This is a genomic window from Cellulomonas sp. zg-ZUI22 (assembly GCF_017353535.1).
Taxonomy (GTDB): domain Bacteria; phylum Actinomycetota; class Actinomycetes; order Actinomycetales; family Cellulomonadaceae; genus Cellulomonas; species Cellulomonas wangleii.
Map to the genome: position 1 here is coordinate 26,581 of NZ_JAFMUZ010000010.1, position 15,187 is coordinate 41,767.

Annotated in this window: 12 protein-coding genes; 10 read left to right on the forward strand and 2 right to left on the reverse strand. The window is 75.0% G+C overall.

The window, feature by feature from the left end; genetic code table 11:
* The first annotated feature begins 143 nt into the window (after nt 1-143).
* Entirely contained in the window at nt 144-521 is a 378-nt protein-coding gene (locus J1G43_RS18565; protein ID WP_207340923.1) for a hypothetical protein, read from the forward strand.
* 144 nt (nt 522-665) lie between these two features.
* Nucleotides 666-4,652, forward strand: coding sequence for an FtsK/SpoIIIE domain-containing protein (locus J1G43_RS18570; RefSeq protein ID WP_207379064.1), 3,987 nt, complete (start codon nt 666-668; stop codon nt 4,650-4,652).
* A 75-nt stretch (nt 4,653-4,727) separates the two neighbouring features.
* Here J1G43_RS18570 and J1G43_RS18575 read toward each other — a convergent pair whose 3' ends face one another.
* Nucleotides 4,728-5,180: a hypothetical protein gene (locus J1G43_RS18575; RefSeq protein WP_207340921.1), complete on the reverse strand. Its 453-nt coding sequence runs from the start codon at nt 5,178-5,180 to the stop codon at nt 4,728-4,730.
* Between the two features lie 501 nt (nt 5,181-5,681).
* On the opposite strand from J1G43_RS18575, the gene J1G43_RS18580 reads away from it, so the two are divergent.
* The gene (locus J1G43_RS18580; protein WP_013117620.1) at nt 5,682-5,930 is read left to right on the forward strand and encodes a WhiB family transcriptional regulator; all 249 of its coding nucleotides are present in this window, start codon (nt 5,682-5,684) and stop codon (nt 5,928-5,930) included.
* A 245-nt stretch (nt 5,931-6,175) separates the two neighbouring features.
* Here the strand turns inward: J1G43_RS18580 and J1G43_RS18585 are convergent, their stop codons facing one another.
* The gene (locus J1G43_RS18585) at nt 6,176-7,657 is read right to left on the reverse strand and encodes a sensor histidine kinase (RefSeq protein WP_207340920.1); all 1,482 of its coding nucleotides are present in this window, start codon (nt 7,655-7,657) and stop codon (nt 6,176-6,178) included.
* A 128-nt stretch (nt 7,658-7,785) separates the two neighbouring features.
* On the opposite strand from J1G43_RS18585, the gene J1G43_RS18590 reads away from it, so the two are divergent.
* The 7 genes from J1G43_RS18590 (at nt 7,786) to J1G43_RS18620 (ending at nt 15,128) form a co-directional block, all read left to right on the forward strand.
* Nucleotides 7,786-8,310 (forward strand): DUF2505 domain-containing protein, encoded by a 525-nt coding sequence (locus J1G43_RS18590; RefSeq protein WP_249670574.1) that lies wholly within the window; start codon nt 7,786-7,788, stop codon nt 8,308-8,310.
* A gap of 330 nt (nt 8,311-8,640) precedes the next feature.
* Complete coding sequence (locus tag J1G43_RS18595) at nt 8,641-9,942, forward strand: ABC transporter substrate-binding protein (RefSeq protein WP_207340918.1); 1,302 nt, start codon at nt 8,641-8,643, stop codon at nt 9,940-9,942.
* Nucleotides 9,943-10,030: 88 nt separating this feature from the next.
* Nucleotides 10,031-11,038, forward strand: coding sequence for a carbohydrate ABC transporter permease (locus tag J1G43_RS18600; RefSeq protein ID WP_207340917.1), 1,008 nt, complete (start codon nt 10,031-10,033; stop codon nt 11,036-11,038).
* Nucleotides 11,035-11,943, forward strand: a complete 909-nt coding sequence (locus tag J1G43_RS18605; RefSeq protein ID WP_207340916.1) for a carbohydrate ABC transporter permease — start codon at nt 11,035-11,037, stop codon at nt 11,941-11,943. Before J1G43_RS18600 ends, J1G43_RS18605 begins: the two co-directional genes overlap by 4 nt.
* Before the next feature lie 145 nt (nt 11,944-12,088).
* Nucleotides 12,089-13,132 (forward strand): LacI family DNA-binding transcriptional regulator, encoded by a 1,044-nt coding sequence (locus J1G43_RS18610; protein WP_207340915.1) that lies wholly within the window; start codon nt 12,089-12,091, stop codon nt 13,130-13,132.
* A gap of 144 nt (nt 13,133-13,276) precedes the next feature.
* Nucleotides 13,277-13,792 (forward strand): hypothetical protein, encoded by a 516-nt coding sequence (locus J1G43_RS18615; RefSeq protein ID WP_207379065.1) that lies wholly within the window; start codon nt 13,277-13,279, stop codon nt 13,790-13,792.
* Nucleotides 13,793-13,829: 37 nt separating this feature from the next.
* Nucleotides 13,830-15,128, forward strand: a complete 1,299-nt coding sequence (locus J1G43_RS18620) for a Glu/Leu/Phe/Val dehydrogenase (protein ID WP_372434896.1) — start codon at nt 13,830-13,832, stop codon at nt 15,126-15,128.
* Nucleotides 15,129-15,187 lie beyond the last annotated feature (59 nt).

Genomic DNA, 15,187 nt, shown 5'->3' on the forward strand with positions numbered 1-15,187 from the left:
AGGGGGCGGCGCGGCGGGTGGGACCGGCGGGGGCGGAGGGCCCGGCGCCGGCGGAGGGCCCGGCGCTGGGGCGCCGTGCCCTCCGGCACGTGCACCGCCGCCTCCCCCGGCGCCCCGCCGGGACCGGCGCTAGCGTGGGCCGCGTGACGACCCCGGAGGAACCGCCGAAGCGCACATGGTGGATCGTGCGCCTCCTGGACGAGGCGATCCTCGACAACCCCGAGCTCCGCAAGGGCCACCGGCTCCGGTCCGTCGTGATCCTGGCGCTGGTCCTGCTGTTCCTCATGATCGCCGTGCCGGTCCTGCTGACGTTCCTGCGCGAGCACGACTCGCGGGTCGCCACCAGCGTGGTCTTCGTCGTGGTGCTCGGGGCGGGCGGGCTGGTGTGCCGCGGGATCGGCGAGCACCGCACCAGCTCGGCCTGGAAGGCGACCGGGTACTTCCTCGGTGCGGCCGCGTACGGTGCGACGGCGACGGTGGCGCTGGTCAACGGGCTGCACACGCTGCTGCGCGGGTCGTAGACGCGCGGTCGCGGCGGGGCGGGCGCCGGGCGGACGGGCGCTGCGACCCCCGCCACCCGACCCCAGCCCGGGCCGCGGGCACCGCACGCACGTGCGCGCCACCCGGACCAGGGCTCCACGCACCGGCGGCCGCAGGCTCACCGGATGCGCTTCTCGGTCCCCTCCTCCGCCGGCCCGGACCGCACCCTGGACGTGGACGTGGAGCCCGGCGTCACCGCGGGCGAGGTGCGCCGACGCCTGGCGCTGCTGACCGGTGACCCCCGCTGGGCGGCTCCCGGCACGCGCCTGGGTGTCGCGGGCGCGCTGCTGGACGACCACCACCCTGCCGGCGCACGGCCGCTGCTGCCGGGCGCCCACCTCACCGTCGGTCCGGGAGCGCCCGACGACGCGGCCGCGGCGGCCCGCGCCGGTGCCCACGTCGCCCCGCTCGGTGGACCTCGGACCGGACGCGTCGTGCCCCTCCCCGACGGCGCGCGGGTCGTCGTGGCACTCGACGCCGCCTCGTCCGGCGCGGCACGGGACGGCCGACCCGACCCCGGCGCCCACCTCGAGGTGCGCCGCCGTGGTGCGGCGGTGCAGGTACGGGCGCCGGGCGGACGCGGAGCGGTCACGACGGTCCCCGCCCCCGGTCGGGCGGCGACGCGCCGCGGACGCGCCCGGCGCGCACCGGGCCGTGCGGGTGCGCGTGTCCGCCCCGTCGGTCACCGGTGGCGCGCGTGGTCGCCCGCCGCCGCCCTGGGCGGACGGGAGGCGACGCTCGTCCTGCGCGGCGCCGCGGTCGAGGGGTCGGCACGCCGACGGCGCCCCCCGGTCGTCCTGCCGGCGTGGGCGTGGACCTCGGTCGCCTCCGCGGGCGTCGCGCTGGCACTGGCGGTCGCGCTGCGCCAGCCCCTGCTGCTCCTGACCGCCGTGACCGGGCTGGTCGGGCTGGCCGGGCTGGCCGGGCCGCGCGGGGCCGACCGCCGCACGGCCCGCACCCAGCACCCCGGAGGCGGGGCGGCGCTGCCGGACGGTCGTGTCGGGACCGGGACCTGGACCGTGACCGGGACCGGGACCGCGGCACCGGAGGGTGCGACCGGCCCCGCGACGCCCGCGAGCGGTGCGCCGGGTCCCGTGCTGCCCGCTGCGACGGACGTGGCGGCGCTGCGGGTCGCGACGGCCGCGCGGCTGGCAGACCGCACCGGTCCCGTCGCGGGCGACGGGGCGCCGTGGCCCGCGGACCGCACGATCGCCCTGGTGGGTCCGCGGGGCGCCACCACCGCCGCGGCCCGCGCCCTGGTGCTGCGGACGCTCGGTGCCGGGCGTCCCGCACGCCTCGTGCTGCGCACCGCGCGCCCGGCGGACTGGCGGTGGACGCGCTGGTGGGAGCCCGGCACGGAGCTGCCCGCACCGGACGAGCACGACGTGGTGGTCGTGCTCGACGGGGACGCCACGGAGGTGGGCGGCTGGCGTGCCTCGGCGCCCGCCGCGCACCTGCTCCTGGTCCTGCCGCCCGGTGCGGCGGTGCCGGCGTGGGTGGGGAGGGTGCTGCACCCCGGACGCACGACCGCACGGCCGGTCGAGCAGGTCGCGCCGGACGTGGCCGACGCCCAGGCGCGGGCTGCTGCCGCCCTGGCCTGGGAGCTCGGGGCCGGCGCCGCGGCGGCATCGCGCACGACGCCCGTCGCGGCGTCCCTCGGCTGCCTGCCCGGGGTGCCCACCGCCCGGGCCGACCGCATCCTGACCGCCTGGGACCGCGCCGCGGACGCGTCCACCCTCGCCTCCCCGCTGGGCGTGGGCCCGGGAGGTCGGCCCGTCCTGCTCGACCTCGTGCGGGACGGACCGCACGCCCTCGTCGCCGGGACCACCGGGGCCGGGAAGTCCGAGCTGCTCACCACGCTGGTGCTGGGCCTGGCGCTCCGGCACCCCCCGCACCGGCTGGCCGTCCTGCTGGTCGACTTCAAGGGCGGCACGGGGCTGGGGCCGCTGGCAGGGCTGCCGCACGTCGTGGGGCACGTGCACGACCTCGACGTCGCGGCCGCGCGCCGGACCCTGGGGTGGCTCCGGGCCGAGCTGCGGCGGCGTGAGCGCCTGCTGGCGGACGCGGGCTGCACCGACCTCACCGACCTCGGCCCCACCCGGCGCGCGACTCCGGCACGCCTGCTGGTCGTGGTCGACGAGCTGCGCGCCCTGGTCGACGACCTGCCCGAGGCGGCCGGGGCGCTGGCACGCCTCGCGGCGCAGGGGCGGGCGCTCGGCATGCACCTGGTGCTGGCGACGCAGCGTCCCGCGGGTGCGGTGCCCGCGGACCTGCGCGCCAACGTCGGTCTGCGCATCGCCCTGCGGGTCGCGGGCGAGGACGACTCCCGTGACGTGATCGGCTGCGCGGACGCCGCCCACCTCGACCCCGCCGTGCCGGGCCGGGCCCTGCTGCGGGTCGCCGCGCGGCCGGTCGCCGTCCTGCAGGTGGCGTCCGCGCGGCGCCGCGCGACGGGGCCGGGCGTCCGGCTCGCGGCGCCTCCGGGCCGACCCCGGACCGCCTGGCGCGTGACCCCGCCCCCGGACGACGACGTCGGCGCGTGGGTGGCGGCGTGCGACCGGGCGGCACGCGGCGGGCGCGGCACGGGGGTGCCCTGGCACCCGCCGCTGCCCGACCGGCTGCCCGCGGACGCGGTGGACGACCCCGGCCACGACATCGCCGGCCTGCTCGTGGCGGTGGCCGACGTCCCCGACGAGCAACGACGGGAGCCCGTGCGGTGGCGACCCGACCACGGACCGCTGCTCGCCGTCGGCGGTCCCCGCTCGGGCCGGTCGACCGCGCTGCTCCGCGTGGGCACGGAGGGACTGCGCACGGGGATGCACGTGCACGCCGTCGGCCTGCCGGGCTGGGGCGTCGAGCGCCTGCGCGCCACCGCCGCGGGGCTCGTCGGCACCGTGGTCCCGGTCGACGACGTGCACCGGACCGTGCTGCTGCTCGAGCGGCTGACCGGTGCCGCACGGGCGGACGCACCGCCCCGGCTGCTCCTCGTCGACGGGCTGGACGCGCTGCTCGACGCGCTGGGGGCCCATGCCCGGGGGGTGGGCGCCGACCTGCTGACGGGCCTGCTGCGGCGCCCGCCGCCGGGTGTGCACGTCGCGGCCGCCGGACCGGTGGTCACGGCCGTCACCCGCCTGACCGGCGCGTTCGGGCTGCGCCTGGTCCTGCCGGTGCCCGACGCGACGCTCGACGCCCTGGCCGGCGTACCCGGACCGCCGGCCGGTCCCCGGACGGCGCCGGGCCGGGCCGTCGCGTGCACGGCCGACCTGACGCGCCTCTGCCAGGTCGTGCTGCCCGGAGGGCCGGCCGCCGGACCCGCGCCGGGCGGCCGCAGCCCTGTGCGGATCGGGGCACTGCCCTCGCGGTCACCGGTGCCCGTCGTCGGCGGCTCCGCGGGGATCCCGCTCGGCATCGGCGGTGACGGACCCGACCCGGTCGACGTGGACCCCGCTCGGACGCTCGTCGTCACGGGCCCGCCCGGCTCCGGGCGCACCTCGACGCTGCGTACCCTCGCGCGGGCCTGGGAAGCCACGGGTCGGGTCGTGGTCCTCGTGGGCGGCGCCGACGACGCGACCCACGCCCGGTCCGCCGGCAGTGGCGTCCTGGCCCCCGGCACGACGGCTGTCACCGAGCTCCTGGAGACTCCGCGGCCGCCCGTCGCGCCGGCGGGCGGGGCGTCCGACGGGGTGCGCGCCGCGACACCGGCCACCGTGCTGCTCGTCGACGACCTCGACGTGCTCGAGCGGACGGCGCCACGGCTCGTCGACCTGCTCGAGCGCGTCCAGCAGGACCCCCGGCACCCTGTGCGCGTGGTCGCGCTGGCCACCACGACCGACCACGCCGCCACGGCGTACCGCGGTCCGGTCGCCACCGCGCTGCGCGCCCGGCAGGTGCTCGTGCTCGACGCGCACGGGCCGGCCGCGCTGGACCTGCTCGGGCCGGGTGCGGCGGTGCAGACGGACCCGTGGCGACGCCCGCCGGGCCGCGGGGTGCTGCGGCTGGACCGGACCCTGCTGCGCGTCCAGGTGCACGAACCGCCCGTACACGAACCGTCCGCGCACGAACCGCCCGCGCGCGAACCGCCCGCGGTGCCGCCGGGGCCCGGTGCACCGTGACGGGCGTCGTGCCCGGCGCAGGTGCCGCACGGCGGGCGTCCCGGCGGGTCGTCAGCCCGTCAGCCGACCGGCTGGTCAGCCCGTCGGGCGGCGCCCGGAGGTCACGGCGACGACGCGCGGCGCGAGCACGCCGGCGACGACCACCAGGGCCACGACGAGCGGTACCAGCGCCCGCGCCCCGCCGCCGGCTCCCCACCACGTCGCCGCGGTGATGACGACCATGATCTGGGCGGTGAGGACCGGCCCGCGCCCCCACCGCAGGCCCGACCACAGCCCGCGCGCGGCGGCCGCCAGCAGGGCCGCCGCGCCGAGCGCCAGTGCGACGAGGAAGAGGACCGGACCGGGGTCGTCCCCGCGGGTCAGTGCGAGGACACCCGCACCGGCTGCCACGAGGAGCGCCAGCACCTCCCCGAGGACGAGCACGCACGCCACCGCGAGCAGCGGGGGGCGCACCCCCGCGTCCTGGCGGGGTGCGTGCGGCGGGGCCGCTGCGTCGTCCGGCGAACGGTCGGGAGGTCTGCGGGACATGCCACGACCCTAGGCCGCCCCGGGCAGGGCGTCGGCCGCCCGGCGTCCCGCTGGGCCCGGCGCCCATACCAGACCGACGACGCTGCCCTGACCACGCCGTGACCTCGCGGGTGCAAGCCGACGCTCCCGGCGCCGGGCGTGAGCATGGTCACGCCGGGCGTGATCGGCCTGCACACCGCGACCCCGGGATGCCGCCGACATGGGGACGTCACAGCAACCTCCCAGGTCAGAGACGTGAAAGGCGCGACGCGCGCCTGACCTGGACCTTTGTTCAGGCGTCGACGGGGCACCGACGGTCGAGGAGGCCGCGGCGCCCGCGCGCAGCATGCGCCGTGTGATCAACGCCTCATCCGTGACCGACATGAAACGTTGCCGTAACCCTTGTGCGGCGGCGGATGGGGTGTGACGCTGGATCCAGCACGTTCCCCCACCCACTGACTCCATGCCTGGACGCACGCGCTCCCGTGAGCGCGTGAACCGGCGTGTGCCAAGGAGACACCCATGGATTGGCGCCACCGCGCAGCCTGCCTCGACGAGGACCCCGAGCTCTTCTTCCCCATCGGCAACACGGGGCCGGCGCTGCAGCAGATCGAGGAGGCGAAGGCCGTCTGCCGTCGCTGCGACGTCGTGGACACCTGCCTCAAGTGGGCCATCGAGACCGGTCAGGACGCGGGCGTGTGGGGTGGCCTGTCCGAGGACGAGCGTCGCGCCCTCAAGCGCCGCACCGCGCGCCAGCGCCGCGCCGGCTGACCTGCCGCAGCACCGCACCGCCGCCGAGCGCGGACCGCAGCACCCGACAGGGCCACCGTACGGTGGCCCTGTCGTCGTTCCGGGACCCTGTCGTCGTTCCGGGCCCCTGTCGTCGTGACGGGCCCCTGTCGTCGTGACGGGAGCCTGTCGGCACGGACGTCCGCGACGCCCGGCACCACCACGGCGGCAGGTCGTGACCGCAGCAGCGGGGCAGCGCGGCACACCCGACCCGCGGTCCCTGGACGTCAGGCGACGGTGGCCGCGTCCCGCCCCTGCCGGAGCATCGCCTCGATGACGACGGAGGTGCCGCCGCCCTCCCGGCTGCGCCACTCGATCGAGCCCCCCAGCTCGTTGCGGACGAGCGTCGAGACGATCTGCGTCCCGAGTCCGCTGCCGGCGCCCTTGCCCTCGGACAGGCCGGCGCCGTCGTCGACGACCTCGACGCGCAGCACGTTGTCCCGCCGGTCGACGACGATCTCGACCGTCCCCTGCTCGCGCCCCGCGAGCCCGTGCTCGACGGCGTTCGTGACGAGCTCGGTGAGGATGAGGGCCAACGCCGTCGCGTCCTCCGCCGAGACGGCACCGAACGACCCGCGCACCGTGGTCCGCACGTGCGCACCCGCGGTCGCGACGTCGGCGGCGAGGCGCAGGCTCCGGCCGACCAGGTCGTCGAACGGCACGCTCTCGTCGAGCGTCTGGGACAGCGTCTCGTGGACCAGGGCGATCGTGGCGACCCGACGCATCGCCTCCCCCAGTGCCTCCCGGGCCTCGGGCGAGCTCATCCGGCGCGACTGCAGCCGCAGCAGCGCGGCGACCGTCTGCAGGTTGTTCTTGACCCGGTGGTGGATCTCCCGGATCGTCGCGTCCTTGGTGATCAGCTCCCTCTCACGGCGGCGCAGCTCGGAGACGTCCCGGCAGAGCAGGACGGCCCCGGTGCGCTCGCCGCGCTCGGTCAGGGGCACGGCCCGCAGGGACAGCGCCACCCCGCGCGCCTCGACGTCGACGCGCCACGGCGCGCGGCCCATCAGCACCAGCGGCATGGACTCGTCCACGGTCGCGTTCTGCTCGATGAGGTCCGACGTGACCTCGATCAGCGAGCGCCCGACAAGGTCACCGAGCGCCCCCAGCCGGTGGAAGCAGGACAGGGCGTTCGGGCTCGCGTAGAGGACCTCGCCCTCCCCGTTGAGCCGCACCAGCCCGTCGCCCACCCGGGGCGCACCGCGGCGCGGACCCGTGGGGGCGTCGTGAGCGGGGAACTCGCCGCGGGCGATCATCGCGACGAGGTCGTCCGCGGCCTCGACGTAGTTGAGCTCCAGACGCGACGGCGTGCGCGCGCCGCCGAGGTTGGTCTGACGCGCCAGGACAGCGATCGAGCGGCCGCCGCGCACGACCGGCACAGCCTCCTCGCGCACCGCGTAGGAGCCGAACCACCGCGGCTCGCGCGAGCGCTGGGGTGCCTGCTCCTCCAGCGCCCGCCGGAGCTGGGCGACCTGCCCCTCCGGGGGCCGCGACCCGACGATGTCGTCGTAGTGCACGGTCGCGCCCGTCGAGGGCCTGCACTGCGCGACGGCGACGAACTCGCCGTCGACGGTGGGGAGCCAGAGCACGAGGTCGGCGAACGCCAGGTCGGACACGACCTGCCAGTCGCCGACCAGGAGGTGCAGCCACTCGAGGTCGGCGGGGTCGAGCGCACCGTGGCGCGCGACGAGGTCGCTCAGCGTGGACACCCGCCCAGGGTACGCAGCGGCGGCTACGCTCGACGACGGCGGGACCGGCGCACCCGGTCCGCCACGGGCCCGGGCGACCGCCCGCGCCCCAGCCCGACCACCGAGGGGGTCCAGCGGTGCAGCTGCACGTGACGATCGAGTTGCCCACCGACGTGGTCGGCGCGGCCCGGCTTCTCGCGGACCCCGCCTACGTGCACGCCAAGGTGCGCGCCGCCGGCGCCGTGGAGCAGCAGGTGGACGTCACCGGCAGCGCCGACGCCGCCTTCACGGTGACCTCGCGCCGGGCGCTGCCGACCGCCCAGATCCCGCCGCACCTGCGTCCGTTCGTCGGTGACCGGATCGACGTCCGGCAGGTCGAGGCGTGGGAGGCCCCGGCACCCGACGGCTCGCGCTCCGGCACGGTGGTCGTCGAGATCGCCGGCGCACCGGTGCGCGTGACCGGCCGCACGTCGCTCGTGGCCGCCGGACCGGACGCCGCCCGCGTCACGTACGACGGCGAGGTGCGGGCCGCCGTGCCGCTGTTCGCCGCCGCGGTCGAGGAGGCGGCCGCCACGGCCGTGCGCGGCGCGCTCGGCACGGAGGAGACCGTGGCCGCGCGGTGGCTGGCGGGCGCGCACGACGACGCGCCGCAGGGCGGGACCGCACCCCGCTGACCCGTCCCCCGATCGGTGGCCACGGGGAGGTCTCCGAGCCGTAACGATTGGGTAACGTGGACGGCGTGGGAACCGCCCCTGACCTGCGACGACGCTCGCGTGGAACCGCTACCACCCACCGGCTCCCGTCCCGGATCCTTGACACCCGACCATCTCCGGGTCGATTGTGTCCGCAGTGCGTGGGAACGCTCCCGCGAGCAAGAGCTGGGAGCGTGTCCACGACGGGCCCACGAGCCCAACGAGCTGTGCCTGTCCGGTCGGTGACGTCCGGGCGGGCCGCACGTACCAGATGTACGGCGAGGCAGCCGTCCGACTGACAAGGGAGTCATTGTGCGCAAGACCACACGCAAGGCGTGGGCGCTCGCAGCGGGTGTGACGAGCATTGCGCTCGTCGCCACGGCCTGCTCCTCGAGCAACGACGCAGCCGACGACGAGGGCACCGCGGACGGCGGCGACATCACCCTCACGGTCGCCACGTTCAACGAGTTCGGCTACACCGACGAGATGTTCGACCGCTACGAGGCGGAGAACCCGGGCGTCACCGTCGAGCAGAAGGTCGCCGCCACCTCGAACGAGGCCCGCGAGAACCTCAACACGCGTCTGGCCGCCGGCTCCGGCACCGCCGACATCGAGGCCATCGAGGTCGACTGGCTGCCCGAGCTCATGCAGTACCCGGACTACTTCGAGGACCTGGCCTCCCCCGACGTCGAGGGTCGCTGGCTCGAGTGGAAGGTCAAGCAGGCGACCACGCCCGACGGCAAGCTCATCGGCTACGGCACGGACATCGGCCCGGAGGGCATCGCCTACCGCGCCGACCTCTTCGAGGCTGCGGGCCTGCCGAGCGACCGCGAGTCCGTCGCCGCGCTGTTCGGTGGCGCCGACGCCACGTGGGACGGCTTCTTCGAGGTCGGCAAGCAGTACACCGCCGCCACCGGCAAGCCCTTCTTCGACTCGGCCTCGGCCGTCTACCAGGGCATGGTCAACCAGGAGGAGGCGGCCTACGAGGACCCCGACACCGGTGACGTCATCGCGCTGGAGAACCCGCGCATCAAGGAGATGTACGACCAGGTCACGGCCGCCGCGGTCGACGACAACCTGTCCGCCCACTTCACCCAGTGGAGCGACGACTGGACCAACTCCTTCCAGACGGACGGCTTCGCCGCCATGCTGGCGCCGGGCTGGATGCTCGGTGTCATCGCGGGCAACGCCGCCGGTGTCACCGGCTGGGACATCGCCGACGTCTTCCCCGGCGGCTCCGGCAACTGGGGCGGCTCGTTCCTGACGGTCCCGTCGCAGGGCGCCAACGTCGACGCGGCCAAGGACCTCGCCGCGTGGCTGACCGCCCCGGAGCAGCAGATCGAGGCGTTCCAGAACAAGGGCACGTTCCCGAGCCAGGTCGAGGCGCTCGACTCGGACGAGATCAAGTCCGCGACCAACGAGTTCTTCAACAACGCCCCGGTCGGCGAGATCCTCGCCAACCGTGCGAAGGACGTCGTCGTGCCCTTCAAGGGTCCGCAGTACTTCACGATCCAGGACGCGATCTCGAACGCGATCGTCGAGGTGGACGTCAACGGCGCCGACCGGACCGCGCAGTGGGACACCTACGTCCAGGTCGTCGAGGGCCTCGGCTGACCTGACCTGACCGCACGAGGCCGGGTCGGTGGCGACCGCCACCGGCCCGGCCTCGCCCGCGTCGCCCCTGAGCCTCCGGAGGACCCCCATGGCCACCTCGACCAAGCAGCCGCGCGCTGGGCGCCGGCTGCCCGACTCCCCCCGGCCCCCGCGCCGCGTCGGCTTCAGCCAGACGCTGGGCCGCTGGGACGTCAAGGTCTCGCCGTACCTGTACATCTCGCCGTTCTTCCTGCTGTTCGCCCTCACCGGGCTGTTCCCGCTCGCGTACACCGCCTACGTGTCCGTCTACGACTGGCACCTGCTGGGCGGCCAGGGGGAGTTCGTCGGCTTCGAGAACTTCGCCTTCGTCTTCCAGGAGCCGAACTTCTGGAAGGGCCTGCGCAACACCTTCAGCATCTTCCTGCTGTCGACGATCCCCCAGCTGATGGTGGCCGTCGTCGTGGCGGCCCTGCTCGACGCGAACCTGCGCGCGCGGACCTTCTGGCGCATGGGCGTGCTCGTGCCCTACGTCGTGGCCCCCGTCGCCGTCGCGCTCATCTTCGGCAAGCTCTTCGCCGACCAGTCCGGGCTCGTGAACACCGTGCTCGGCTTCGCGGGCGTCGAGCCGATCAAGTGGCACGGCTCCGTGCTGCCCTCGCACGCCGCGATCGCCAGCATGGTCAACTTCCGCTGGACCGGCTACAACACGCTCATCCTGCTCGCGGCGATGCAGGCCGTGCCGCGCGACCTCTACGAGGCGGCCGTCATCGACGGTGCGAGCCGGCTGCGCCAGTTCTTCTCGATCACGATCCCGCAGATCCGACCCACCATCATCTTCGTGGTCATCACGTCCACGATCGGTGGCCTGCAGATCTTCGACGAGCCGCGGATGTTCGACCAGCTCGGCCAGGGCGGCCCCGGCCGCCAGTGGATGACCGTCACGATGTACATCTACGAGCTCGGGTTCGGCAACCAGAAGAGCTTCGGCCGGGCCGCCGCGGTGGCGTGGGTGCTGTTCCTCATCATCCTGGCCGTCGGCATGCTCAACTTCTGGCTGACCCGACGGATCGCCTCGGAATCGACACCGAAGCAGGCACGGAAGAAGGTCAAGCGATGAGCGCGCCCTCGGTTCCCTACATCCGGCAGACGGCCGGCGCGAGCGCCGCGCGGTACGCCAAGCGCACGCGCGGGTACGGCTCCGAGCGACGCCCGGGCTGGGTCACGTACCTGCTGCTCAGCGCGGCGATCATCGGCTCGATCCTGCCGCTGTACTACGCCTTCCTCCTGGCCAGCTCGGACGCGTCGACCATCGCGCAGAACCCGATCCCGTCGTTGATCCCCCAGGGCAACTTCCTGGAGAACGCCGGCAAGGTCCTCACCGCCGACATCAACTTCTGGAAGGCGCTGACCAACTCGCTTATCGTCGCGATCGCGACGTCGGTGTCGGTGGTGCTGTTCTCCACCCTGGCCGGCTTCTCGTTCGCGAAGCTGCGGTTCCGCGGGCGCAACGGCCTGCTGCTGTTCGTCATCGCCACGACGGCCGTGCCGACGCAGCTCGGCATCGTCCCGCTGTTCATCGTGATGTCGGAGCTGGGCTGGATCGGCAAGCTCGTCGCCGTCATCGTGCCCGGTCTGGTGACCGCGTTCGGCGTGTTCTGGATGACGCAGTACCTCGAGTCCGCACTGCCGTACGAGCTCATCGAGGCGGCCCGTGTGGACGGGGCGTCGATGATCCGCACGTTCTGGAGCATCGCCCTGCCGGCGGCACGTCCGGCGGCCGTCATGCTCGGCCTGTTCGCGTTCGTCGGGTCCTGGACGAACTTCTTCTGGCCGTTCATCGTCCTGGGCTCGACCAACCCGACGCTGCCTGTGGCGCTGCAGCTGCTGCAGGCGTCCTACTTCAAGGACATGTCGTTGATCATGGCCGGCGTCGTGCTGTCCACGATCCCGCTGCTCGTGCTGTTCGTGGTCGCCGGCCGCCAGCTCGTGGCAGGCATCATGGCGGGTGCCGTCAAGGGCTGACCGCTCGACGTCCCCGGCCGGGCCGCCACGCGGCTGCCCGGCCGGGGCCGGACCCGGCCGCCAGGTAACCTCGGGGCGAGCGCTCCCGAAGGACGGCCACATGAACGATGACGCTGCCGCAGTGCAGCCACAGAGGGGATGACCAATGGTGGTCGACAACTTCTCGACCCAGGGCGACCAGCTGCGCCCCGCCGCGCCGACGCTCGAGCAGGTCGCCGAACGTGCCGGGGTCTCACGCTCGACCGCGTCACGCGCCATCAACGGTGGGCTCCGGGTCTCGCCCGAGGCGCTGTCCGCCGTGGAGGCCGCCGTCGCCGACCTCGGGTACACCCCCAACCGGGCCGCGCGTTCCCTCGTCACCCGTCGCACCGACTCCATCGCGCTCGTCGTCCCGGAGCCGGACGAGCGCGTGCTGTCCGACCCCTTCTTCGCCGGCACGCTGAACGGCCTGAGCACGTCGCTCGCCGACTCGGACATCCAGGTGGTCCTGGTGATCGCGCGCCCGGGTGAGAGCGAGCGCACGATCCGCTACCTGCGCAACGGCCACGTCGACGGCGCCATCGTCGTCTCCCACCACCGCGACGACGCGCTGGACCGTGCGCTGCTGGCCTCGCACGTGCCCAACGTCTTCGTCGGCCGCCCGCTGTCGGCGCCGGACGAGGACGTGCAGTACGTCGACACGGACAACACCGAGGGCGGGCGCCTGGCGACCCAGCACCTGATCGACCGGGGCTGCCGGCGCATCGCGACGATCGCCGGTCCGCAGGACATGTCCGCGGGCATCGACCGGCTCGCCGGGTGGCGGCAGGCGATGTCGGAGGCCGGTCTCGACCAGGCCGCCGTGGTGCACGGCGACTTCACGATCACCTCGGGCGCCCACGCCGCGCGCGACCTGTTGACGCGCTTCCCCGACGTGGACGGCATCTTCATCGCGTCCGACCTCATGGCCACCGGTGCGCTCGGCGTCCTCGCGGAGCTCGGCCGCGAGGTCCCCGGTGACGTCGCGGTCGTCGGGTACGACAACCTCGGGGTCGCGGCGTCGACCACGCCGCCCCTGACGAGCGTCATCCAGCCGGTCGTGGCGATGGCCCGGGCGGCCGGTGCCCGTCTGCTCGACCAGCTCCACGGCGCACCTGCCGGCGAGCCGCTGATCTTCGCCCCGGAGCTGGTGGTCCGCGCGTCGGCCTGACGCACCCGTGGCAGCAATGCCGACGTTGACCGGCGTGCTGACGGTCCTTGACAGTCCTCTCGTGCCACGCCAGGGTGGTCGCGACGCCGTACGACGATGTACGGCGTCCCCGCCACGACGCCTGTCGAGGTCGAGAGGAGCACCATGCGCCGGAGCACGACGCTCACGACGGACGACACCCGCCCGGCCAGCCGCCGCGAACGTGCCCGGGAGACCCGCCGCCGCGCGCGCCGACGCACGGCCGCGACCACGACGGCCGTGATCCTCGCCCTGATCGCGACCATCACGCCGGCTGCTGCCGGGGCGCGGGGCGCCCTCGCCGGTGCTGTGGGCCTACCCGCCCCCGAGCCGTCGGCATCGGCACCGGCAGGCGGTGCAGCGGGCAGTGCGGAGGCGCCGCCGCTCCCCCGCACGGGCGACGCCCGCCCGCAGGCCACGATCGAGGACGAGGAGGCGTGGTGCTCGTACCTGTCGTCGTACTACCTCGCGTTCCCGTCGCCGTGGTCCGCACGCGTCATCAACTGCCGGCACAGCGCCCTGTTCGTCGCCCCCCTGTACTCCGACGGGTCGCGTGGGATGTGCGTGCTGGTGCCCGCACGGCACAGCCGCCACCTGGGCGGCAACATCGCGCGGTGGGTCACCGACATCCGCCTGTGCTGACGGGTGCGGGGCGGCACGGCGTGCCAGGGTGTGGGGCATGGCCGACACCCTCCCCGCACCGACCACGGACCGCATGACCGTTCCCCCCGACCCCGGGTCGGCGCCGCTGGCCACCGCACAGCACCAGCTCGACCGCGCCGTCGAGATCCTCGGCTACGACGCCGGCCTGCACGAGGTCCTCTCGACACCGCGCCGCGAGCTGCGGGTGGCCGTGCCGCTGCGGAGTGACGACGGCGACGTCCGCGTCTTCACCGGGTACCGCGTGCAGCACAACATCTCGCGGGGGCCCGCCAAGGGCGGGCTGCGGTACGCACCGGGCGTGGACATCGACGAGGTGCGCGCCCTCGCCATGTGGATGACGTGGAAGTGCGCGGTCGTCGACGTGCCCTACGGCGGCGCCAAGGGCGGCGTCACGATCGACCCGCACGCGCACTCGGCCGCCGAGCTGGAGCGAGTCACCCGCCGGTACACCAGCGAGATCAGCCCGATGATCGGCCCGGAGCGGGACATCATGGCGCCCGACATCGGCACCGACGAGCGCACGATGGCCTGGGTCATGGACACCTACTCGGTCAACCGGGGGTTCACGATCCCCGCGGTCACCACGGGCAAGCCCCTGGCCGTCGGCGGCTCCCTGGGGCGCCCCACGGCGACCTCGCAGGGCGTGGTGCACACCGCTCGTGCCGCACTGCGCGACGACGGCGTGGACCTGTCGGAGGTTCGGGCCGCGGTGCAGGGCTTCGGCAAGGTCGGGTCGCACGCCGCACGGCTGCTGCACGAGGCGGGCACGCGCGTCGTCGCGGTCAGCGACCAGCACGGGGGCGTGCGGCGCGACGACGGCCTGGACGTCCCCGCCCTGGTCGAGCACGTGGCCCGCACGGGCCGCGTCACGGGCTTCGCCGACGCGGACGCGGTGTCCAACACGGAGCTGCTGGCGCTCGACGTCGACCTGCTCGTCCCCGCCGCGGTCGAGGGTGTCATCGACGCCACGTCGGCCGAACGGGTCAAGGCCCGCTGGGTCGTGGAGGCGGCGAACGGCCCCACGACGACGGAGGGCGACCGGGTGCTGGCCGAGCGCGGCGTGGTGGTGGTGCCCGACATCCTGGCGAACGCCGGCGGCGTCGTGGTCAGCTACTTCGAGTGGGTGCAGGCCAACCAGGCGTACTGGTGGACCGAGGGCGAGATCGCCGAGCGGCTCGAGCACCGCATGCTCGCGAGCCACCAGGCGGTGGCCGCGCTCGCGCGCGCCGAGTCGGTCACGCTGCGCGAGGCCGCGATGACCATCGGGGTGCGGCGGGTGGCCGAGGCGCACCTGATCCGCGGCCTGTACCCCTGACCGACCCTCCCGGCACGGGCAGGCTGGGCGCACGTGCGCCCAGCCGTCCCGGCACGGGC

What these genes read in the sequence shown, in the direction of transcription:
- J1G43_RS18570 (WP_207379064.1), top strand. Translation starts at nt 666, where the DNA reads ATGCGCTTCTCGGTCCCCTCCTCCGCCGGCCCGGACCGCACCCTGGAC.
- J1G43_RS18575 (WP_207340921.1), bottom strand. Translation starts at nt 5,180, where the DNA reads ATGTCCCGCAGACCTCCCGACCGTTCGCCGGACGACGCAGCGGCCCCG.
- J1G43_RS18580 (WP_013117620.1), top strand. Translation starts at nt 5,682, where the DNA reads ATGGATTGGCGCCACCGCGCAGCCTGCCTCGACGAGGACCCCGAGCTC.
- J1G43_RS18600 (WP_207340917.1), top strand. Translation starts at nt 10,031, where the DNA reads ATGGCCACCTCGACCAAGCAGCCGCGCGCTGGGCGCCGGCTGCCCGAC.
- J1G43_RS18605 (WP_207340916.1), top strand. Translation starts at nt 11,035, where the DNA reads ATGAGCGCGCCCTCGGTTCCCTACATCCGGCAGACGGCCGGCGCGAGC.
- J1G43_RS18610 (WP_207340915.1), top strand. Translation starts at nt 12,089, where the DNA reads ATGGTGGTCGACAACTTCTCGACCCAGGGCGACCAGCTGCGCCCCGCC.
- J1G43_RS18615 (WP_207379065.1), top strand. Translation starts at nt 13,277, where the DNA reads ATGCGCCGGAGCACGACGCTCACGACGGACGACACCCGCCCGGCCAGC.
- J1G43_RS18620 (WP_372434896.1), top strand. Translation starts at nt 13,830, where the DNA reads ATGGCCGACACCCTCCCCGCACCGACCACGGACCGCATGACCGTTCCC.